General features: G+C 65.4%; 19 protein-coding genes and 1 pseudogene. 10 read left to right on the top strand and 10 right to left on the bottom strand.

Translation table 11 applies throughout. From position 1 onward, the window contains the following. The first annotated feature begins 53 nt into the window (after positions 1 to 53). Together AB4Z32_RS03725 and AB4Z32_RS03720 are read left to right on the top strand one after the other, a co-directional pair. A complete protein-coding gene (locus AB4Z32_RS03725; RefSeq protein WP_441934499.1) occupies positions 54 to 509 on the top strand; it encodes a cache domain-containing protein in 456 nt (151 codons plus the stop codon). A 63-nt stretch (positions 510 to 572) separates the two neighbouring features. Next, on the top strand, positions 573 to 2240 hold the full coding sequence (locus AB4Z32_RS03720; protein ID WP_441934497.1) for a methyl-accepting chemotaxis protein: 1668 nt from the start codon (positions 573 to 575) through the stop codon (positions 2238 to 2240). Positions 2241 to 2243: 3 nt separating this feature from the next. Here AB4Z32_RS03720 and AB4Z32_RS03715 read toward each other — a convergent pair whose 3' ends face one another. After that, a complete protein-coding gene (locus AB4Z32_RS03715; protein ID WP_441934495.1) occupies positions 2244 to 2813 on the bottom strand; it encodes a DNA-3-methyladenine glycosylase in 570 nt (189 codons plus the stop codon). A gap of 179 nt (positions 2814 to 2992) precedes the next feature. On the opposite strand from AB4Z32_RS03715, the gene AB4Z32_RS03710 reads away from it, so the two are divergent. The 3 genes from AB4Z32_RS03710 (at position 2993) to AB4Z32_RS03700 (ending at position 6138) form a co-directional block, all read left to right on the top strand. Then, positions 2993 to 3862: an HDOD domain-containing protein gene (locus AB4Z32_RS03710; protein WP_441934494.1), complete on the top strand. Its 870-nt coding sequence runs from the start codon at positions 2993 to 2995 to the stop codon at positions 3860 to 3862. Positions 3863 to 3951: 89 nt separating this feature from the next. After that, entirely contained in the window at positions 3952 to 5103 is a 1152-nt protein-coding gene (locus AB4Z32_RS03705) for a tetratricopeptide repeat protein (protein WP_441934492.1), read from the top strand. A 33-nt stretch (positions 5104 to 5136) separates the two neighbouring features. Then, positions 5137 to 6138, top strand: a complete 1002-nt coding sequence (locus tag AB4Z32_RS03700) for an alpha/beta hydrolase (protein WP_441934490.1) — start codon at positions 5137 to 5139, stop codon at positions 6136 to 6138. Positions 6139 to 6144: 6 nt separating this feature from the next. On the opposite strand, the gene infA (AB4Z32_RS03695) is transcribed toward AB4Z32_RS03700, so the two are convergent. From infA (AB4Z32_RS03695) to AB4Z32_RS03660, 8 genes are all read right to left on the bottom strand, one after another. Beyond that, positions 6145 to 6405 (bottom strand): translation initiation factor IF-1, encoded by a 261-nt coding sequence (infA, locus tag AB4Z32_RS03695; RefSeq protein ID WP_441934488.1) that lies wholly within the window; start codon positions 6403 to 6405, stop codon positions 6145 to 6147. A gap of 208 nt (positions 6406 to 6613) precedes the next feature. Beyond that, positions 6614 to 6880 (bottom strand): translation initiation factor IF-1, encoded by a 267-nt coding sequence (gene infA, locus AB4Z32_RS03690; protein ID WP_441934486.1) that lies wholly within the window; start codon positions 6878 to 6880, stop codon positions 6614 to 6616. Positions 6881 to 7196: 316 nt separating this feature from the next. Then, positions 7197 to 7736: a DNA-deoxyinosine glycosylase gene (locus tag AB4Z32_RS03685; protein ID WP_441934484.1), complete on the bottom strand. Its 540-nt coding sequence runs from the start codon at positions 7734 to 7736 to the stop codon at positions 7197 to 7199. A 131-nt stretch (positions 7737 to 7867) separates the two neighbouring features. Continuing rightward, complete coding sequence (locus AB4Z32_RS03680; RefSeq protein WP_441934482.1) at positions 7868 to 9520, bottom strand: efflux transporter outer membrane subunit; 1653 nt, start codon at positions 9518 to 9520, stop codon at positions 7868 to 7870. Further along, positions 9517 to 12711, bottom strand: coding sequence for an efflux RND transporter permease subunit (locus AB4Z32_RS03675; RefSeq protein WP_441934480.1), 3195 nt, complete (start codon positions 12709 to 12711; stop codon positions 9517 to 9519). Before AB4Z32_RS03675 ends, AB4Z32_RS03680 begins: the two co-directional genes overlap by 4 nt. A 12-nt stretch (positions 12712 to 12723) precedes the next feature. Next, positions 12724 to 13929 carry an efflux RND transporter periplasmic adaptor subunit gene (locus tag AB4Z32_RS03670; protein ID WP_441934478.1) on the bottom strand — a complete coding sequence of 402 codons (1206 nt, stop codon included), beginning with the start codon at positions 13927 to 13929 and terminating at the stop codon, positions 12724 to 12726. Between the two features lie 198 nt (positions 13930 to 14127). Next, positions 14128 to 15006 carry an alpha/beta hydrolase gene (locus tag AB4Z32_RS03665; RefSeq protein WP_441934476.1) on the bottom strand — a complete coding sequence of 293 codons (879 nt, stop codon included), beginning with the start codon at positions 15004 to 15006 and terminating at the stop codon, positions 14128 to 14130. Beyond that, positions 15003 to 15155: a hypothetical protein gene (locus tag AB4Z32_RS03660; protein WP_441934475.1), complete on the bottom strand. Its 153-nt coding sequence runs from the start codon at positions 15153 to 15155 to the stop codon at positions 15003 to 15005. The genes AB4Z32_RS03665 and AB4Z32_RS03660 overlap by 4 nt, the downstream gene beginning before the upstream one ends. Positions 15156 to 15277: 122 nt before the next feature. Between AB4Z32_RS03660 and AB4Z32_RS03655 the strand changes: the two genes are divergently transcribed. From AB4Z32_RS03655 to AB4Z32_RS03635, 5 genes are all read left to right on the top strand, one after another. Next, positions 15278 to 16240 (top strand): LysR family transcriptional regulator, encoded by a 963-nt coding sequence (locus AB4Z32_RS03655; RefSeq protein ID WP_441934473.1) that lies wholly within the window; start codon positions 15278 to 15280, stop codon positions 16238 to 16240. Positions 16241 to 16292: 52 nt separating this feature from the next. Then, positions 16293 to 16727 (top strand): Mpo1 family 2-hydroxy fatty acid dioxygenase, encoded by a 435-nt coding sequence (locus tag AB4Z32_RS03650; protein ID WP_441934471.1) that lies wholly within the window; start codon positions 16293 to 16295, stop codon positions 16725 to 16727. A gap of 53 nt (positions 16728 to 16780) precedes the next feature. Continuing rightward, a complete protein-coding gene (locus tag AB4Z32_RS03645) occupies positions 16781 to 17242 on the top strand; it encodes a glycine zipper 2TM domain-containing protein (RefSeq protein WP_441934469.1) in 462 nt (153 codons plus the stop codon). A 67-nt stretch (positions 17243 to 17309) separates the two neighbouring features. Next, positions 17310 to 18257: a DMT family transporter gene (locus tag AB4Z32_RS03640; protein ID WP_441934467.1), complete on the top strand. Its 948-nt coding sequence runs from the start codon at positions 17310 to 17312 to the stop codon at positions 18255 to 18257. Continuing rightward, complete coding sequence (locus tag AB4Z32_RS03635; RefSeq protein ID WP_441934465.1) at positions 18254 to 18748, top strand: GNAT family N-acetyltransferase; 495 nt, start codon at positions 18254 to 18256, stop codon at positions 18746 to 18748. The genes AB4Z32_RS03640 and AB4Z32_RS03635 overlap by 4 nt, the downstream gene beginning before the upstream one ends. 21 nt (positions 18749 to 18769) lie before the next feature. On the opposite strand, the pseudogene AB4Z32_RS03630 reads toward AB4Z32_RS03635, so the two are convergent. Beyond that, a pseudogene (locus AB4Z32_RS03630) lies at positions 18770 to 18964 on the bottom strand (hypothetical protein); the annotation flags it as partial.

The following is an 18964-nucleotide window of genomic DNA, read 5'->3' as shown; positions in this document are numbered from 1 at the left end:
AATGCAAATAGGAAACATTTCTTTTCGAATTTTTCTTAGAAAGGAATCCCACCATGAAGCTGCTGTTCACTGCCGCCGCATTATCCTGCGCATTCGCCATGGGCAATGCCAGCGCCACCGACGCCACCGAAAAGGATGCCGTTGCGCTGGTCGAAAAAGGTGTCGCCTTCATGAAGGCGAACGGCAAGGACGCCATGATCAAGCGGATCAACAGCAAGGATCCGGAGTTCTACAAGGGCGAACTCTACCTCCACATGCGCGACGCCAGGAACGCGATCATGCTGGCCCATCCGGTCAACCCGACACTGATCGGCAAGGACCTGATCGACGTGCCCGATACCAACGGCAAGATGTACCGCCGCGAAATGGTCCAGCTGGCGGCGACCAAGGGCAAGGGCTGGTACGACTACACCTACAAGAACCCCGTCAGCGGCAAGATCGAACCGAAGACCACCTATATGGTGAAGGTTGACGACGTCGTGCTGGAAGCGGGCATCTACAAGAAATGACGGCGTAATGCCGAACGGGGTACGATTCCGGCCGGCTCGCCGGCCATTACTGGCGGGGGAAGCATGCTGAAAAAATTACGGATCGGTCCCAAACTGCTGCTGGCTCCCACCCTGGTGCTGCTGCTCCTGATGCTGCTTTCCGGCGCCGCCTATTACGGCATGGTGCGCCAGAACGCATCGCTGGAAAACATCGTGCAGGTCCGCACCGCGCACCTCAAGTCCGCAGCCGAGATCTCGGGCGACGCCAAGTACGCGCATGGCAACATCTACCAGCTGCTGGCGTCCATCAGCGGCAGCTTCGGGCAGGGACGGATCGATGCGCTGGTCGCCGACATCAAGAAGAAACACGAAGCACTGCAGGCCCGCCTGGCGGCGCTGGCGGACGCATCGAATCCCGCCGAGCGCAAGCTGGTCGAATCGTCGATCAAGGCCCTGGCCGACTACCGCAAGAGCGCGACCGACAGCATCGAGCTGGCGCAGGTGGACCAGTCGCTGGCCACCGGTTCGATGCGGCTTGCGGAACAGCGCTTCGGCGTGCTGAACACGCAGCTGGCGCAGCTGTCGGCCCTCGAACAGCAACTGAGCTCCCAGGCGCACGACGCCGCCAAGGCCGAGTTCCAGATGCTCGGCATGACGATGGCGGGTCTGGTCGTGCTGTCGATCGCGCTGTCGCTGGTGGTGACGATGCTGGTACGGCGTGCGATGCTGGCCGATATCCACGCGATGTCGGAAGTGGTCGGCGAACTGGCCAAGGGGCGACTCAAGCGCGGCGCCGGCAACGACGGACGCGACGAGATCGCCGACACTTCGCGGGCGCTCGACCATTCGATCGCCACCCTGAACGAGACCCTGCGCAGCATCCTGGCCTCGGTCCACTCGATCGATACCGCCTCGAAGGAAATCGCCAGCGGCAACCTCGACCTCTCGACCCGCACCGAGCTGCAGGCCGGCTCGCTGCAGCAGACCGCCAGCGCGATGGAGACCCTGACCACGGCCGTCAAGGGCAACGCCGACAACGCGCGCCTGGCCACCGGGCTGGCGGCCGAGGCGGCGCGGCTGGCGGCCAGCGGCGGCCAGTCGGTCGAGCGCGCGGTGGCGACCATGGAATCGATCCGCGCCAGCTCGCGCAAGATCGTCGACATCATCGGCGTCATCGACGGCATCTCGTTCCAGACCAACCTGCTGGCGCTGAACGCGGCGGTGGAAGCGGCGCGCGCCGGCGAACAGGGACGCGGCTTCGCGGTGGTGGCCAGCGAGGTGCGCACCCTGGCCCAGCGCTCGGCCTCGGCGGCGAAGGAGATCAAGGCCCTGATCGCCGATTCGGTCGCCATCATCGACGGCGGCAGCGCCTCGGTCAACGAAGCCGGCGCCAGCATGGGCAGCGTGGTCGCCTCGGTACAGCAGGTGAACGACATCATCAACCGCATCAGTTCGGCCAGCACGGAACAGGCCGACGGCATCGCGGAAGTCAACCGCGCGGTCGGGCAGATGGACGACATGACCCAGCAGAACGCGGCCCTGGTCGAACAGGCGGCGGCGGCGGCGGCCAGCCTGCACGAGCAGACCATCAACCTGGCGCGCGCGGTATCCGTGTTCCAGGTCGAGGGCGTCGAGGCGGCCGATAAGGCCGAGCAGGAACGTCGCGCGCCGGACAGCCCGATGCGCGCCGGCGGCAGCCGGGGGCCGCGTCCCGCACTGGAAAACCGCCAGGGCCTGCGGCGGCGCGCCTAGCCCTCATGGAAAGCGCTTGCTGACGTAGCGCGAACCCTTCAGGCCGAAGCGCCACGGCACGTCGACCGCCTTCGAGATGCCGATCCGCGGGCCAGTCACCACCTCGATGCCCTTCGGCGCGGCCGCCAGTTCGAACGGCGGCTGCGCCAGCGACGACCCGTTCAGCGCCCGCGTCACCCCCAGCGCCTGGCACAGCTTGCCGGGCCCGGAGCACAGCAGCCACTCGTCGGTGGTGCCGCGCCGCTCGCGCATCGTCTCCAGGCCGGCGACCGGTTCGAGGGCGCGGATCAGCACCCCGGCGCCGTGCCCCTGCTCCATGCAGACGAAGTTGAGGCACCAGTGGATGCCATAGGAGCGGTAGACATAGGCATGGGCCGGCGGGCCGAACATCGCGAGGTTGCGCTCCGTCGGTCCGGAATAGGCGTGGGAGGCCGGGTCCTCGCCGTCATAGGCTTCGGTTTCGACGATCCGGCCGCCGACGCCGTCGACCAGCACGGTTACGCCGATCAGCCGGCGCGCCACCACGTCCGAACGGGCGGAGAAATCGATCCCCGCGAGAATGAAAGAAGACATGTGACAATCTTATAACGGCCGCGTCCGCCAAGTCGCACGGTCGCCTCTGCAGTGTGACAACGGCAACTGTCTGATTTGCCACACAAAATGAATACTTTGATGCAACTTGGCTTGTGCTGGTTTATAGTGACGAGCTTTGCACATCTTTCCGTGCAGCATCGTTTTCCCCCTCCCCTGCCATGAGTACAGCATCCGCCCTGGCCCGTCCCGCCGCCGCCGAGGATCCCGTCGACGCCCTGATCAAGTCGATCCGCATCCCGCCTCGTCCCAGCCTGCTGGCGGACCTGCAGCGCGAGCTTGCTTCGCCGGATCCGAGCCCGGAGACGATCGGCCGCATCGTCGCCAGCGACGTCGGCATGTCGGGCGCCCTGCTGAAACTGGCCAATTCGGCCATCTACGGCGGACGGCGCAAGGCCAAGTCGATCGAACAGGCCATCCTCTTCCTCGGCATTAACCAGGTCGCCTCGCTGATGACCGGCCTGCTGGCGCGCCAGGCGATTCCCGCCAACAGCGCGGCCCTGGCCAGCTTCTGGGACGTCTCGACCCGCCGCGCCCAGGCCATGGTATTCCTCTCGCGCCGCCTGCGCATCGGCGAGCCGGACGTGGCGCATACCTTCGGCCTGTTCTGCGACACCGGCCTGCCCCTGCTGATGGACCGCTTCGCCGACTACGGCGCCACCTACGCCGCCGCCTCGCTCGAAGCCGAGCGTCCGTTCACGGCGCTGGAAGAAGAGCGCCACGCCACCTCGCACGCCTCGATCGGCTGCCTGCTGGCGCGCAACTGGGGCCTGTCCGACCATGTCGTCTGGGCCATCCTGCACCATCACGACTACGCCGTGCTGGAAGACGCGCATACCGCCGGCGCGGTGCGTTCGCTGGTGGCGCTGTCGCTGCTGGCGGAAGCCGCGATCTGCAAGTACCAGGGCCATGCCGAATCGCTCGAGTGGAACAAGGGCGGCGTGCGCGCCTGCGCTTATCTGGGCCTGTCGGCGGAAGAAACCGCCGAGCTGCTCGACGAACTGCACGAAGCCTTCCACGACGACCAGTAACGAGCAGTAAGCTCCCCCTCGAGAGCGTCTTTACATCTTCTTCGCACCGGCAGATACTGAAGAAAAGTACACCGGACACGGAGGAGAAAATGAGATACCTCATAGCGTTCATGATGGTCCTGCTGGCCGGCTGCGCCAGCGCGCCGCCGGCCCCGGCACCCGACCTGTACCGCGACGCCGCCTTCGGTCCGCCGACGGAAAAGATCAGTACCGCCGACCTGTTCGCGCTCAGCCCCGAAATGCGCGAGTATCTGCACAGCTCGGCCTTCAATACTTATCTGCGCAACCGCGGCAAGGAATACGGCCTGCTGGAAGCCCTGTACACCGGCAGCAAGACCGGCCTCAAACTCGACTACGACGCGAGCTATACCCGCAACGCGGCCGAGACCTTCCGCGACCGCGCCGGCAACTGCATGTCGCTGGTGATCATGACGGCCGCCTTCGCCAAGGAACTCGGGATGACGGTGCGTTACCAGGACGTCATCATGGAAGAAAGCTGGAGCCGCAACAACGGCTTCTACCTGCTCAGCGGCCACGTCAATCTGCTGCTGGCCTATCGCGCCCCCGACCTCTACGGTTCGGATCCGGAACGCGCGCTGGTGGTCGACTTCCTGCCGGATGCGCGCGCCGACAAGCGCTATACCCGGCAACTGGACGAAGAAGACATCATCATGATGTTCCAGAACAACCGCGCCGCCGAAGCCCTGGTGCAGGGCAAGCTCGACGATGCCTACTGGTGGGCGCGCGCGGCCACCAGCGGCAACCCGCGCACCGCGCTGGCCTACAATACCCTGGGCGTGATCTACGATCGCCGCGGCGATTTCGCCATGGCCGAGCGTGCCTTCCGCGCAGCGCTGGCGCGCGAACCCGAAAGCGTCATCACCCTGCGCAACCTCGAACCGGTGCTGACGGCACAGGGCAAGACCGAGGAAGCCAGGGCGGTCGCCCAGCGCGCCGCCAAGATCGAACCGGCTCCGCCCTTCCTCTACTTCAACAAGGGCGTCACCGCCTACCAGCATGGGGAATACAGCGAGGCCAGAGATTTGTTCGCGCGCGAAGTCAGGCGCGCCCCCTACTACGACGAATTCCATTTCTGGCTGGCGGCGAGCCTGCTGCAGCTTGGCGAGGTCAAGGAAGCGCGCGAACAGCTGACCCTTGCGGCCGATACCAGCACGCGCAAGGACACGCGTAATCTCTATAACGCCAAGCTGGCCCACCTGCGCCAGCTCGGCATGCGTTAATCTTCGTCCATCACCAGGCACAAGGAGAACTGTTTGCCCAGCCGTATCGTCATCGAATCCTTCCACAGCCCCATCCTGGCCGGCAATCCCCTCGGGGACCCGGCCCGGCGCGACATCCCGGTCTACCTGCCGCCCGGTTACGACGAGGAGCGTGCACGCCGCTACCCCGTCGTCTACCTGCTGGCAGGCTTCAACGGCCGCGGCACGACCTTCCTGAACGATACGGTATGGGACGAGAACATCGTCCAGCGCCTGGACCGGCTGATCGGCAGCGGGACCATGCGGCCGGCGATCGTCGTGATGCCGGACTGCCTGACCCGCCTGGGCGGCAGCCAGTACATCAATTCCAGCGCCACCGGACGCTACGAAGACCACCTGGTGCAGGAACTGGTGCCCCACATCGACCGCAGCTACCGCACGCTGGACAGCCGCGATTGCCGCGCCGTGGTGGGCAAGAGTTCGGGAGGATATGGCGCGCTGATGCTGGCGATGCGCCATCCGGGCATCTTCGGCCTGACGGCCTCGCACAGCGGCGACCTGTATTTCGAGTTGTGCTACAAGCCGGCCTTCGTCGCCTGCGCGCGCGAACTGGCACGCCTGGGCGGCATCGACCGGCTGATGCGCGACCTGCACACGATCCGCCCGCGCGACGCCGGCTACCGCGCGGCGGTCAACACGCTGGCGATGGCGTCCTGCTATTCGCCGGATCCGCAGGCCCCGCACGGCTTCGTGCTGCCCTTCGATCCGCACAGCTGCGAACTCGACGAAGCAGTATGGCGCCGCTGGCTGGAATGGGATCCGGTGCACCTGGTAGACGAATACCGCCGCGCGCTGGCGTCGCTGCGGCTGATCTACCTGGACGCCGGAACGAAAGACGAATTCAACCTGCAGTACGGCGCCCGCATCTTCTGCGAGAAGCTCAGGCAGCGCGGCATTCCCTTCGTGCACGAGGAATTCGACGACAGCCACCTGAACATCCCCTACCGCTTCGATGCCTCGTTCGCCGCTATCTCGCAGGCGATGGCGGTCGATTAAATTCGATCAGTGCCGGCGCGGACGCGCCGGCGGCTTCGGCATGCCATGCTTCTCGAGGTGACGGAAAGTGATCCGTCCCTTGTTGAGGTCATACGGCGACATCTCCAGCGTGACGCGGTCGCCGGCGATGATGCGGATGTGGTTCTTCTTCATCCGGCCGGAAGTGTATGCCACCAATTGGTGACCATTCTCGAGGTCGACGCGGAAGCGCATTTCCGGCAGCACTTCAGTCACCTTGCCATTCATTTCAATCAGCTCTTCTTTCATCTCGTGTCCTTTAATCATGTGATTCGTTAACGCCAATGCCCAATCCCAGGCAATGCTGACGCAGCGCCTGGGGCGGTTGACAGGGTCGAAGTCGGGAAAAGCGGCTCCGGCTGCAGTGTCGAGCCGTGTGGAGACTGGGGGGTGGAGCAGATATGGGGACGTTGCGCCGAAAAAAAAGGGCTGGCGCCCTTTTACGTTCGCCGTGCTGTCAGCGGCGGCCGCGGAAGCTCGACCGGGCTGCCGGTGCGCCGCGTTTTTCGATGTGGCGGAAGGTGATGCGGCCCTTGCTGAGGTCATACGGCGACAGCTCCAGGCTGACCTGGTCGCCGGCCAGGATACGGATGTGGTTTTTCTTCATCTTGCCCGCGGTGTAGGCGATCAGCTTGTGGCCATTTTCGCAATCCACACGAAAACGCGAGTCGGGCAAAACTTCCGAGACAACGCCATTCATTTCGATCAGTTCTTCTTTTGCCATCTGCATACTCCAGTTCGGTAGGATGGTGAAAAAAAAGCCCGCTCACTGCGGGCTTCGTTTCAATGTGACGCCAATGCCTTAATCGCCGCTCCAGCCCTTGCTATCTGCAAGGTGCGGAGCCCGGACGCCCAGGCTATCTGCCAGGTGCACCCATCGTGTAAACCGACCAACGTATGTGGAATGACATCCCCGTCTGGCGTGCTCGCGCGCAGCATTACACATATTGCGCCGCGTGCCTTTGGCGAGGAACGGCAGGACCATCAGACCTGACCGATAACGTAGTGTAGCACGGTTCCTTTTGCACCGCACAAATACCTCAGAACAGCCGGGCGGTGACGCCGGCATCCAGGCCGGGGTCGACCAGCCTGCGCCACACGGCCAGCTTCTGCTCGAAGCCCATCGCCATGTGCGCCGGCGACGACGACGGCAGCACCACGGTGCGGTAGCCGGCCTGTTCGAACTGCGGCGCGAACTTGCCGGATGCCTGGCCGTTGAAGCCCACCGTTTCCAGTGCCGGACACAGATGCCGCAGGCGGTCGAAATCGTTGGCGGCCGGCTTGCGGATGGCGGAATCGAGGCTGCCTTCGCGCTCGCAGGCGGCCAGCACGTCCCACAGGCCGAAACGGTGGGCCAGCAGGCGCGGCAGGCGTTCGTCGTAGGGCAGGCTGTAGAGGTCTTCATCGACCAGGGCGCCGACCAGTTTCCAGAACTGATTCCTCGGGTGGGCGTAGTACTGCTGGGCGGCCAACGAGGCGGCGCCGGGGAAGCTGCCCAGGATCAGGATGCGCGTGCCGGGGGCGATGATAGGGGCAAGACCGGTGAGAAGGGAGGTCGATTCGAGAGAAGTGCTGGACATGGGGCGATTGTAGCCCGCTCGCCTGAAATACGTCGTTCCCGCGAAAGCGGAATGACGATGAAAAAAAAACGGCGGCACGCTCGTACGTACCGCCGCAAAGGGCATCCCAAAAACTACCCCCTCACCTCACATCATTTGCTGGCCAGCGCCACACTGCCTGCCGGCGAAGAAGCCGGCGCAGCATCCCAGCCGCCGCCCAGCGCGCGGATCAGCGCCACCGTGGTGACCGCCCGGTCGCCGCGCAGCTGCACGGCGGTGCGCTCGACTGCAGCCAGGTTGCGCTGCGCATCCAGCAGCTCCAGATAGCTGGAGCGGCCGGCGTCGTAGAGCTTCTGCGCCAGGTCGGCCGAGCGGCGCGCCGATACCAAAGCCTGCTCGACTTCGGCGCCCTGCCCCGCCAGCACGCGCAGGCCGGCCAGGTTGTCCTCGACTTCGGCGAAGGCCACCAGCACGCTCTGGCGGTAGGCGCCCACCGCTTCTTCCAGCGCGGCCTCGCTGCGCACCACGTTGCTGCGATTGCGGCCGCCGTCGATCAGCGGCATCGACAGCGCCGCGCCCAGCAGCCAGGAACGGCTGCTCCATTTGAAGACGTCGGCAAAGGTGCCGGCCACGCCGCCGCCATTGGCACCGATGCTCAGCGCCGGGAACATCGCACTTCTGGCCACGCCGATGCGGGCGTTGGCCGCTTCCATCGTGCGCTGGGCGCTGGCGATGTCCGGACGGCGCTCCAGCAGCGCGGACGGCAGTCCGGCCGGGATCAGCGGCAGGTTGGCGCTCGCTTCCAGCGGATCGCTGGCGGCGCCGAAGTTCGAGGCCGGCTGGCCCAGCAGCACCGCCAGCGCGTGTTCCGCCGTGGCGCGCTGGCGCTGCAGGCCGATCGCCTCGGCGCGCGCGGTCGACAGTTCGGTCTTCGCCCGCGACAGGTCGAACTCGCCGATGTCACCCAGTTCGAAGCGGCGCCCGGTCACGCGCACGCTCTCTTCGCGCAGGCGCACGGTCTGGTTCACGGTCGCGATTTCCGCGTCCAGGGCGCGCAGACGGAAGTAAGTCTGGGCGACGTCGGCCTGCAGCGACAGCAGCACCGAGCGATAGGTCGCCTCGACGGCGCCCGCATCGCCGCGCGCTGCCGCCACATTGCCGGACACGCGGCCGAACAGGTCGACCTCGTAGCTGGCGCTCAGGTTCGCCTTGTAGCTGGTCACCGGGGACATGCGCGTCCCGGGCGCCAGGCCGGCTTCCAGCGGCGACTGCTGCCCGCGCTGGGCGCCGACGCCGACGCCGATCTGCGGGATGCGGTCGGCTTCGGCGATGCCGGCGATGGCCCGCGCCTGCTTCACGCGCGCCGCGGCCACCGACAGGTTCTGGTTGCTGGCCGTGGCCTGGGCGATCAGGCTGTCTAGCCGGGCGTCATTGAAGGCCTTCCACCATTCGCCGCGCGGCTGGCTTTCTGCCGGCTGCGCCATCTTCCAGGTGGTGCCGTCGGCGGCGCTGCGCACCACCTCGGGCGATGCCGAAGGCGAAGCCACCTGCGCCTCCTTGAACGCCGCCGGCGTCGACACGGCCGGCTGGTGGAAGGCCGGCGCCGCGCAGGCGCTCAGCAGCAGGGCCGCCAGCACGGAGGCGAAGCGCGGCGCGAACTTCGCGACGGTCTTCACCACCGGCTGCGCCAGCGGGCGGCGCGGCTGCCGCGCCAGGGCTTCGTCGAGGGCCGCGTCTCTATCCGCCTTCCAGGCCTGTCCGGCCTGAGGCGTCGGGGAAACCGGGTTGATCATCACTACACTCATTTCAATGCTCCTTCGAGTTCGGGGGCGTGCGGCTCGACATGCTCGAGGCGATGCGAGGGCTTGCCGAAGCGCGCCGCCAGGGTGCGCAGCAGGACGTAGAACACCGGCGTCAGGAACAGGCCGAAGAAGGTCACGCCCAGCATGCCGGCGAACACCGCCACACCCATCGCGTGGCGCATCTCGGCGCCGGCGCCGTGCGAGAACACCAGCGGCACCACGCCCATGATGAAAGCGATCGAGGTCATCAGGATCGGACGCAGGCGCAGGCGGCAGGCTTCCAGCGCGGCGGCGACGATGCTGCGGCCGTGGTGTTCCAGCTCGACCGCGAATTCCACGATCAGGATCGCGTTCTTCGACGCCAGGCCGACCAGCACGAACAGGGCGATCTGGGTGAACACATTGTTGTCGCCACCGGTCAGCTTCACGCCGATCAGCGCGCACAGGATCGACATCGGCACGATCAAAATGACTGCCAACGGCAAGGTCCAGCTTTCGTACTGCGCGGCCAGCACCAGGAACACCAGCAGCACGCACAGCGGGAACACGTAGATCATGGTGTTACCGGCCAGGATGTCCTGGTAGGTCAGGTCGGTCCATTCATACGCGATCCCCTTCGGCAGCACTTCACGTGCGATCTCCTCCATCGCCGCCTGGGCCTGGCCCGAGGACACGCCCGGAGCCGGGCCGCCGTTCATCTCGGCGGCGACGTAGTTGTTGTAGCGCTGGACGCGGTCCGGGCCATAGGTGTCCTTGACCTTCATGATCGAGGACAGCGGGATCATCTCGCCGCTGCCAGAGCGGACCTTCAGCTGCGCGATCTGCTCGCGCTGCGAACGGAAGGGCGCATCGGCCTGCACACGCACCTGGTAGGTGCGGCCGAACTGGTTGAAGTCGTTCACGTACAGCGAGCCGAGGTTGATCTGCAAGGTCTGGTTGATCTCGGCCAGCGACACGCCCAGCTGCTTGGCCTTCACGCGGTCGACGTCGGCGAACAGCTGCGGCACGTTGATCTGGTAGCCCGAGAACACGCCGGCCAGGCGCTTGTCGGCCGCGGCCTTGGCCATGAAGGCCTGCACCGCCTTGTTCAGCTCATCGTAGCCGAGGTTGCCGCGGTCTTCGATCATCATCTTGAAGCCGCCCGTGGTGCCCAGGCCGTTCACCGGCGGCGGCGGCAGGACCATCACGAAGGCGTCTTCGATGGCGCCCATGCGCTTGTTGATTTCGCCGGCGATGGCTTCCGCGCTCTGTTCCTTGCCCTTGCGCTGGTCGAAAGGCTTCAGGGTGGTGAACACGATGCCGGCGTTCGGCGCATTGGTGAAGCCGTTGATCGACAGGCCAGGGAAGGCGACCGAGGATTCCACGCCCGGGATCTGCTTGGCGACATCCGACATCTTGCGGATGACGGTGTCGGTGCGGTCCAGCGAGGCAGCGTCCGGCAGCTGGGCGAAGCCGATCAGGTAAGCCTTGTCCTGCGAGGGCACGAAGCCCGGCGGCACCGCCTTGAACATGAAGATGCCGGCGATCGCGAGCAGCACGTACACGCCCAGCGAGGCGCTCTTGCGCTTCAGGACGCCCTTCACACCGCCTTCATAGGCATGCGAGGAGCGGTGGAAGAAGCGGTTGAAGCCCGCAAAGAAGCGGCCGAACACGGCATCCATGCCGCGGGTCAGCGCATCCTTCTTGGCGCCATGCGGCTGCAGCAGCACGGCCGACAGGGCCGGTGCCAGCGTCAGCGACAGGAAGGCCGAGATCACGGTCGAGATCGCGATGGTCAGGGCGAACTGGCGGTAGAACTGGCCGGTCAGGCCGGACACGAAAGCGATCGGCACGAACACGGCGCACAGCACCAGGGCGATCGCGATGATCGGACCGGACACCTCTTTCATCGCCTGCACGGTGGCGTCGTGCGGCGTCAATCCGTTCTCGATGTTCCGCTCGACGTTCTCCACCACCACGATCGCATCGTCGACCACGATACCGATCGCCAGCACCAGGCCGAACAGCGACAGGGTATTGATCGAGAAGCCGAAAGCCAGCATCACGGCAAAAGTACCGACCACCGACACCGGCACCGCCAGCAGCGGGATGACGGAGGCGCGCCAGGTCTGCAGGAACACGATCACGACCAGGGCCACCAGCACCACCGCTTCGATCAGGGTGTGGACGACCGAGTCGATCGACTCGCGCACGAACTGGGTCGGGTCGTAGACGATGCTGTACTTCATACCTTGCGGGAAGTCCTTGGACAGCTCTTCCATCTTGTTGCGCACGTCCGTCGACAGCTGCAGCGCATTCGCGGTCGGGGACTGGAAGATCGGGATCGCCACCGCCGACTTGTTGTCGAGCAGGGAGCGCAGGGCATAGGAGTTCGAGCCCATCTCCAGGCGAGCGACGTCCTTCAGCAGGGTGGTGGCGCCATCCTGGCTGGTCTTGACGACGATGTTGCCGAACTCCTCTTCCGACTGCAGGCGGCCCTGGGTGTTCACGGTCAGCTGGAAGTCCGCGCCTTTCGACGGACCCTGGCCGACCACGCCGGCCGCGACCTGCACGTTCTGCTCGCGGATTGCGCCCACGACGTCGCCGGCGGTCAGGCCTCTAGCCGCGACCTTCTGCGGGTCGAGCCAGACGCGCATCGCGTAGTCGCCCGAACCGAAGAGCTGGACGTCGCCCATGCCCTTGATGCGCGCCAGCTGGTCCTTGACGTTCAGGGTCGCATAGTTACGCAGGTAGAGGTCGTCGTAACGGCCGTCCGGCGAATTCAGGTGGACCACCATCGTGATGTTGGGCGAGCTCTTGACGGTGGTGACGCCGATCTGGCGCACCTCTTCCGGCAGGCGCGGCAGCGCGCGCTGGACGCGGTTCTGCACGGCCGTCTCGGCCTGCTCGACGTTGGTGCCGATCTTGAAGGTCACGGTCAGCTGCAGCGCGCCGTCCGAGGTGTTCTGCGAGGTCATGTAGAGCATGTCCTCGACGCCGTTGATCTCCTGTTCGATCGGGGTGGCGACGGTTTCCGCGATCACCTTCGGGTTCGCGCCCGGATACTGGGCGCGCACCACCACGGACGGCGGCACCACTTCCGGATACTCGGAGATCGGCAGCTGGAAGATCGAGATGAGGCCGGCCACGAAGACGATGACCGACAACACCGCCGCGAAGATCGGCTTGTCGACGAAAAAGCGTGAGATGTTCATGTTATTGATTCCTTATTTTGCATCTGCCATGGCCAGCTGCGCGGACTTGTCCTTGCCCACGCTGGTGGTGGCGACCATCGGCACGGTCTGCGCGGTGATCGGCGAACCCGGACGCACGCGCTGCAGGCCGTTGACGACGATTTTTTCGCCCGGCTTCAGGCCGGCCTTCACCACGCGCAGGCCCTCGACCACCGGGCCCAGTTTCACTTCGCGGTACTCGGCCTTGCCGTCCTTGTCGACCACGAACACGAACTTGTGGCTCTGGTCGGTGCCGACCGCGCGGTCGCTGATCAGGAGGGCGGGCTTCTCGCTGCCGCCACCGATCTGCACGCGGGCGAACAGGCCGGGCGCCATCACGTCGTCCTTGTTGGCGAAGATGGCGCGCATGCGCACGCTGCCGGCGCGGGTGTCGAGCTGGTTGTCGACGAATTCCAGCTTGCCCTCGTGCGGGAAGCCTTCTTCGTTGGCCAGGCCGACGCGCACCGTGACAGGCTGGCCGCTGTGGGCCTGCGAACGCACGCGCAGATAGGTGTCTTCGTCGCCGTCGAAGCTGGCGTAGATGCGCTCGAGCGACACCACCGAGGTCAGGATGCTGGAGGCGTCGACCAGGTTGCCCAGGGTGATCTCGGCCTTCGACACGCGACCGTCGATCGGCGCGACCACGCGGGTATAGCCCAGGTTCAGCTTCGCGGTTTCGTATTGGGCCTGGGCGGCGCGCGCATTCGCTTCCAGTTCCTTCTGCGCGGAGGCGCTGGCGTCGTACTCGCGCTGGGCGATGGCCTTGTCGCCCAGCAGGCGCTCGGCGCGGGTCAGTTCCAGCTTCGCCAGCTCGGCTTTCGCACGGGCGGATCTTGCGGCGGCGTCGGCGCGTTCGGCTTCGGCCTGGAACGGACGCGGATCGATCACGAACAGCACATCACCCTTCCTCACCGTGGCGCCGGGCTTGAAGTTGACGGCGGTGATGAAACCGGACACGCGCGGACGGATCTCGACGTGTTCGACGGCTTCCAGGCGGCCCGAGAATTCCTGGGTATCGGCGACCGGCTTCTCGACCACGACGGCGGCGGACACCGGCGGACCGGCCTGGGCCTGGGTCTGGGCTTCGGCCGCCTTGCCGGTCGCGTCCGAGCAGCCGGCGATCAGGACAGCGACGCCGGCGGCGCCGAGTGCCAGGACGACGGGTCGTACCGCGCTACGTAATTGATGAATTGCTTTCATGAGTGAGCCCTCCGATCTTGATGACTTATTAATAATTAGGCGAAAGCGGTCCCTTCCGGTCTCGCATGCGGGATGCGGACAGAAACGCAGGAAAAGACAGGTCTCCCGTGCCTGCGAACAGGCACGTTGTTGTGGTTTTGGGTGCGGTGAAGCGTTACCGGCTAGACGTTCCAGCCGGGCGATCCGTGACAGATCAGGTCATTTGCCGGGCGGTGCGTTGTCGGATTCGAGCCCGGCGATGAAGTTGGCGATTTCGTGCAGGGCATGGCCCGTACACGCACATTCGTTGCGGGCGTTCGGCTCCTCGATGCGGGCCGGCGCCATGCGCCGCACCGTGGTCCTCACGCCTGCGTTGATCAGCTTGGCACCGTAGGCTTCGGCCTCGTCGCGCAGCGGGTCGTCGTCGGCCGACAGGATCAGTGCCGGCGCCAGGTTCTTCAGGCGGCTCGACTGCAGCGGCGACGCATAGGGGTGGCCGCGGTCGGCCGCGTGCGGCAGGTAGCCGCGGTAGGCGGCGGCGCATTCGTCGAACACCCGGGCTTTATCGGGGCAGGTCGGCATCTCGCGCATCGAGCAGGTCGACAGGCCGGGATCGAGCATCGGCATGATCAGGATCTGGCCGGAAAGTAGCGGGCCGCCGCGGTCGCGCGACATCATCGCCGCCACCGCCGCCAGGTTGCCGCCGGCTTCGATGCCGGCCACGATCAGGCGCTTGCCGGTCCAGCCGAGCTTGCTCTTGTTCTTCTTGGCCCAGTTGACGATCGCATGCGCATCCTCGGCGGCCGCCGGAAAGGGTTTGACCGGCGCCAGCGTATAGGTCGAGGACAGCACCACCGGATAAGCGCTCGCGTCTGCGAGACGGCGCAGGAAGCTGTCTGACTCGTCCAGGTCGCCCTCGACGAAGCCGCCGCCATGGAAGAACACGATCAGGATGTCGCGCTTGCCGTCCACCGCCGCGCGGTACAGGCGGCCCGCCAGCGGGCCTTCGAAGCCGGCGACCTCGAGTTCGCGCACCACCAGTTCGCGCATCGCTTCCTGCTGGTCGAGCTGCTCATTGTTCAGAACGGCGGCATTCATGATTGCGCTCCATTGAACAGGGCCTGGTAGCCGGCGGCTTCGCCCGCGGCGGCGTTCGCGTAGACGTCCGTGCCAATCAGTCCCGCCATCAGCGTCACGCTGAGCGCGAGCGCCAGGCTTGTGAAGAAACCTCCATCGCGTCGTTTCATGACCTGCTTCCCTTCGTTAAGTGGCACTTTTATCAGTGACCATGCCGACACTATAGACATGATCTAGAATCTGATAAATACCTCAATCCCGAATCCATTATTCAGATCCCTGAACAATCGAAATGAACAACAAGCTGCAAGCCATGGAAGTTTTCGTGCAGGTGGTGGACGCCGGCAGCTTCACGCGCGCGGCCGAGACCCTGCAAATGCCCAAGGCCACCGTGTCGACCCTGGTGCAATCGCTGGAGGCCTCGCTGTCGGCCAAGCTGCTGCACCGGACCACGCGCCTGGTGACCGTGACCACCGACGGCGCCGCCTATTACGAACGCTGCGTGCGCATCCTGTCCGACGTGCGCGATGCCGAGGAATCGCTGTCGCGCACGCGGCTGTCGCCCAGCGGACGCCTGCGCGTGGACGTGCCCACCGGCCTGGCCAGCGAGATCCTGATCCCCGCCCTGCCCGCCTTTTTCGAGCGCTATCCGGACATCATGATGGAACTGGGCAGCACCGACCGTCCCGTCGACCTGATCGAGGAAGGTGTCGACTGCGCGATCCGCGGCGGCGAGCTGGGCGACGACAGGCTGATCGCGCGCCGGGTCGGCATCATCAACTTCCTGACCGCCGCCTCGCCCGCCTACCTGGAACGTTACGGCGTGCCCCAGCACCCGCTCGACCTCGAGCGCCACCGCTGCGTGAACTATTTCTCGGCCAAGACCGGCAAGACCTATGACTGGGATTTCCGGCGCGGCGAGGAACGCATCGACATCCCGATGCGCGGCGTGATCGCGCTGAACGATTCGAACGCCTATGTGCAGGCGGCCCTGGCAGGCCTGGGCGTGATCCAGATGACGGATTACCTGGTGACCCAGCACGTGGCGGCCGGGCGCATGGTCCAGCTGCTGCCCGACTGGACCAGCGAGCCGCTGCCGGTGCACATCGTCTATCCGCAGAACCGCCACCTGTCGGCCAAGGTGCGGGTCTTCGTCGAATGGGTGTCGGACCTGTTCGCGAACCACCCTTATATGCACTTGCGCGCGGTGCCGCGGCCGCAGGCGGTGCCCGCATTAATAGAGGCCACCGCCTAAAATGCGACGGTAGAATCGGCTGCATGACAAGTCACATGACGAGGAGACAGCGATGCAGCCGCGCACCATCGACACCCTGCTGGAACAGTACAGCGACAGCCATCGCAACCCGACCAATGAGCTGATCCATTTCGTGTGCGTGCCGGTGATCGTGTTGTCGCTGCTGGGCATCCTGTGGAGCATCCACCCGGCCGTCGCCGTCATCGCCTGCCTGGCCTCGCTGGTGTATTACTTCAGGCTGTCGCGTCCCTTCGCCTTCGGCATGCTCCTGATGAGCGCCGTGATGCTGGGCGTGCTGGCCCTGATGCCGCCGATGACGGAGCTGCCACTGTCGATCGCGATCTTCGTGGTCGCCTGGATCGGCCAGTTCATCGGCCACAAGATCGAAGGCAAGAAGCCTTCCTTCTTCGACGACCTGCGCTTCCTGCTCATCGGACCGCTGTTCGTGCTGGGCTTCCTGTATCGCCGTTTGAATCTGGCGTATTAAAAGAGTAGGCTGGATCGGCCGCTGCAGCCGCAGCGCCGCATGAGGAGCACATCATGAAATCCGCCGCCATTCCCCTTTCCGTCGCCCTGGCCGGAGCTGGCCTGCTGGCCGGCTGCGCCACACCGCCCGAGTCGGGCAGCGTGTACAACAGTTACCAGACCATGAACGAACAGGTGATCCGCATGGGCACCGTCGAATCGATCCGCAACGTCACCATCGCCAGCCCGGAATCCGGGGTCGGCACCATGTCCGGCGTCGCGCTGGGCGGGCTGGGCGGCTCCCAGATAGGCGGCGGCAAAGGGTCGATCGCGACCGGCATCATCGGCGCCGTGGCCGGCGGCCTGGTCGGCCAGCAGGTCGAGCGCAATGCCGGCAACCGCGCCGGCTTCGAGATCACGGTCCGCCTCGACAGCGGAGAGTTGCGCGCCATCACCCAGCCGGCTGACGAAATGTTCCGGCCCGGGGACCGGGTGCGTCTGCTGAGCAACGGTTATACGACCCGCGTGACGCACTGACGACGAATTCGACGAGCAAACCCGGCTGGCGCCACAATGAACTCCGGAAAGCACGTATACTTTCCGGATGCCTTCCTACGTCCTGTTCACCATCGCCTCCCTGATCTGGGGTTCCACTTTCTGGGCCATCACCCTGCAACTGGGCGACATTCCGCCCGCCGTCTCGGTCGTCTACCGGTTCGCGTTAGCGTCGGGGGCGCTGTTCGCCTGGTGCCTGGCGCGCGGCGACAAGCTGTGGTTGCCCTGGCGCACGCAAAAGTGGACCTTGCTGCAAGGTTTCCTGACCTTCGGCCTCTCGTATGTATGCACTTACAACTCCGAACAGTACGTGGTCTCGGCCCTGGTGGCGGTGCTGTTCGCACTGATGGTGTTCTGGACGCCGCTGCTGTCGCGCTTCGTGTTCGGCACGCCGATCCCGCGCAAGACCTGGACCGCCGGGGTCGGTGCGATCGCCGGCGTCACCCTGCTGTTCTGGCATTCGATCCAGGGCGCCCTGCACGACCTGAGCCAGGGCGGCCAGGGCCATTTCCTGCTCGGCCTGGGGCTCGGCATCTGCGCTTCGATCGCCAGCGCGGCCGGCAGCATCGTGGTCGGCAAGGTGCGCGAGCAGTCGAGCAAGCTGATCCTGACCACAGGCTGGTCGATGTTCTGGGGTACCTGCATGGTCGCGCTGTGGTGCCTGGCCAGCGGCCAGCAATTCATCCTGCCGCATACGACGCCCTACGTGCTCGGCCTGCTGCACCTGGCCATCTTCGGCTCGGTGGTGGCCTTCATCTGCTACTTCACGCTGATCAACCGCATCGGCTCGGCCAAGACCGTTTATATCGGCGTGATCACGCCGGTGCTGTCGGTGCTCATGTCGATCAAGCTCGAACACTACCGTCCCGGCCCCATCGAATGGCTGGGCATGGCAGTCTGCCTGGGCAGTGTCGCCTGGGCCCTGTACACGCCTAAACGCAAGGCGGCTTCCGTCAACCTGAACAATGCGCTCGACGCACCCCTCGAAACACCATGACCGCTCAACAGTCCACTTTTGCCATCCGTCCCGCCACCCCGGCCGACGTCCCCCACATCATGTCGATGATCGTCGAACTCGCCGTGTTCGAGAAACTCGAGCACATGGTGGTGGCGACCGAAGCCCTGCTGCACGAAGGCCTGTTCGGCACGAAACCGTCCTGCGAAGCGATCATCGGCGAGGCCGATGGCGAAGTGGTGACCTTCGCCCTGTTCTTCCATAACTTCTCGACCTTCCTCACCAAGAAGGGCCTGTACCTGGAAGACCTGTACGTGCGCCAGGCCCACCGCGGCCACGGCTACGGCAGCCGCATGCTGAAACACCTGGCGCGCATCGCCGTCGAGCGCGAGTGCGGCCGTTTCGAATGGTCGGTGCTGGATTGGAACACTCCGGCAATCAATTTCTACAAGTCCATGGGCGCCGAGATCCTGCCCGACTGGCGCATCTGCCGCGTGACCGGCGAGCCGCTGACGGCACTGGCGCAGGCCTGAAAGAAAAAGGCGCTGTTCGCGCTAAGTGTTGAATCTGCCGAGCGCCGCTCTCAAAAAGGCGTCTGGACTGGCAATGCGCTGGCCATCCAGCGCCCAGCGCCAGCCGAAGTAGTGGTCCAGGTAACGGCTGGCGATGCCGCGGAACGGCAGCAGCCAGGTTCGCATCCGGCTGTGATAGGCGTTCACGTTCTGGATGTGCAGCGCACCGCGCTTTCT

It is taken from the genome of Massilia sp. 2TAF26, assembly GCF_052115005.1.
Classification (GTDB): domain Bacteria; phylum Pseudomonadota; class Gammaproteobacteria; order Burkholderiales; family Burkholderiaceae_D; genus Telluria.
Note: the sequence above shows the minus strand (reverse complement) of the source record. Positions and strands in the feature narration are given on the sequence as shown.

What these genes read in the sequence shown, in the direction of transcription:
- AB4Z32_RS03660 (WP_441934475.1), bottom strand. Translation starts at nt 15,155, where the DNA reads ATGAAACGACGCGATGGAGGTTTCTTCACAAGCCTGGCGCTCGCGCTC.
- AB4Z32_RS03685 (WP_441934484.1), bottom strand. Translation starts at nt 7,736, where the DNA reads ATGTCCAGCACTTCTCTCGAATCGACCTCCCTTCTCACCGGTCTTGCC.
- AB4Z32_RS03640 (WP_441934467.1), top strand. Translation starts at nt 17,310, where the DNA reads ATGCCTTCCTACGTCCTGTTCACCATCGCCTCCCTGATCTGGGGTTCC.
- AB4Z32_RS03675 (WP_441934480.1), bottom strand. Translation starts at nt 12,711, where the DNA reads ATGAACATCTCACGCTTTTTCGTCGACAAGCCGATCTTCGCGGCGGTG.
- AB4Z32_RS03645 (WP_441934469.1), top strand. Translation starts at nt 16,781, where the DNA reads ATGAAATCCGCCGCCATTCCCCTTTCCGTCGCCCTGGCCGGAGCTGGC.
- AB4Z32_RS03670 (WP_441934478.1), bottom strand. Translation starts at nt 13,929, where the DNA reads ATGAAAGCAATTCATCAATTACGTAGCGCGGTACGACCCGTCGTCCTG.
- infA (WP_441934488.1), bottom strand. Translation starts at nt 6,405, where the DNA reads ATGAAAGAAGAGCTGATTGAAATGAATGGCAAGGTGACTGAAGTGCTG.
- AB4Z32_RS03655 (WP_441934473.1), top strand. Translation starts at nt 15,278, where the DNA reads ATGAACAACAAGCTGCAAGCCATGGAAGTTTTCGTGCAGGTGGTGGAC.
- AB4Z32_RS03720 (WP_441934497.1), top strand. Translation starts at nt 573, where the DNA reads ATGCTGAAAAAATTACGGATCGGTCCCAAACTGCTGCTGGCTCCCACC.
- AB4Z32_RS03715 (WP_441934495.1), bottom strand. Translation starts at nt 2,813, where the DNA reads ATGTCTTCTTTCATTCTCGCGGGGATCGATTTCTCCGCCCGTTCGGAC.
- AB4Z32_RS03665 (WP_441934476.1), bottom strand. Translation starts at nt 15,006, where the DNA reads ATGAATGCCGCCGTTCTGAACAATGAGCAGCTCGACCAGCAGGAAGCG.
- AB4Z32_RS03635 (WP_441934465.1), top strand. Translation starts at nt 18,254, where the DNA reads ATGACCGCTCAACAGTCCACTTTTGCCATCCGTCCCGCCACCCCGGCC.
- AB4Z32_RS03650 (WP_441934471.1), top strand. Translation starts at nt 16,293, where the DNA reads ATGCAGCCGCGCACCATCGACACCCTGCTGGAACAGTACAGCGACAGC.
- AB4Z32_RS03705 (WP_441934492.1), top strand. Translation starts at nt 3,952, where the DNA reads ATGAGATACCTCATAGCGTTCATGATGGTCCTGCTGGCCGGCTGCGCC.
- AB4Z32_RS03680 (WP_441934482.1), bottom strand. Translation starts at nt 9,520, where the DNA reads ATGAGTGTAGTGATGATCAACCCGGTTTCCCCGACGCCTCAGGCCGGA.
- AB4Z32_RS03710 (WP_441934494.1), top strand. Translation starts at nt 2,993, where the DNA reads ATGAGTACAGCATCCGCCCTGGCCCGTCCCGCCGCCGCCGAGGATCCC.
- infA (WP_441934486.1), bottom strand. Translation starts at nt 6,880, where the DNA reads ATGGCAAAAGAAGAACTGATCGAAATGAATGGCGTTGTCTCGGAAGTT.
- AB4Z32_RS03725 (WP_441934499.1), top strand. Translation starts at nt 54, where the DNA reads ATGAAGCTGCTGTTCACTGCCGCCGCATTATCCTGCGCATTCGCCATG.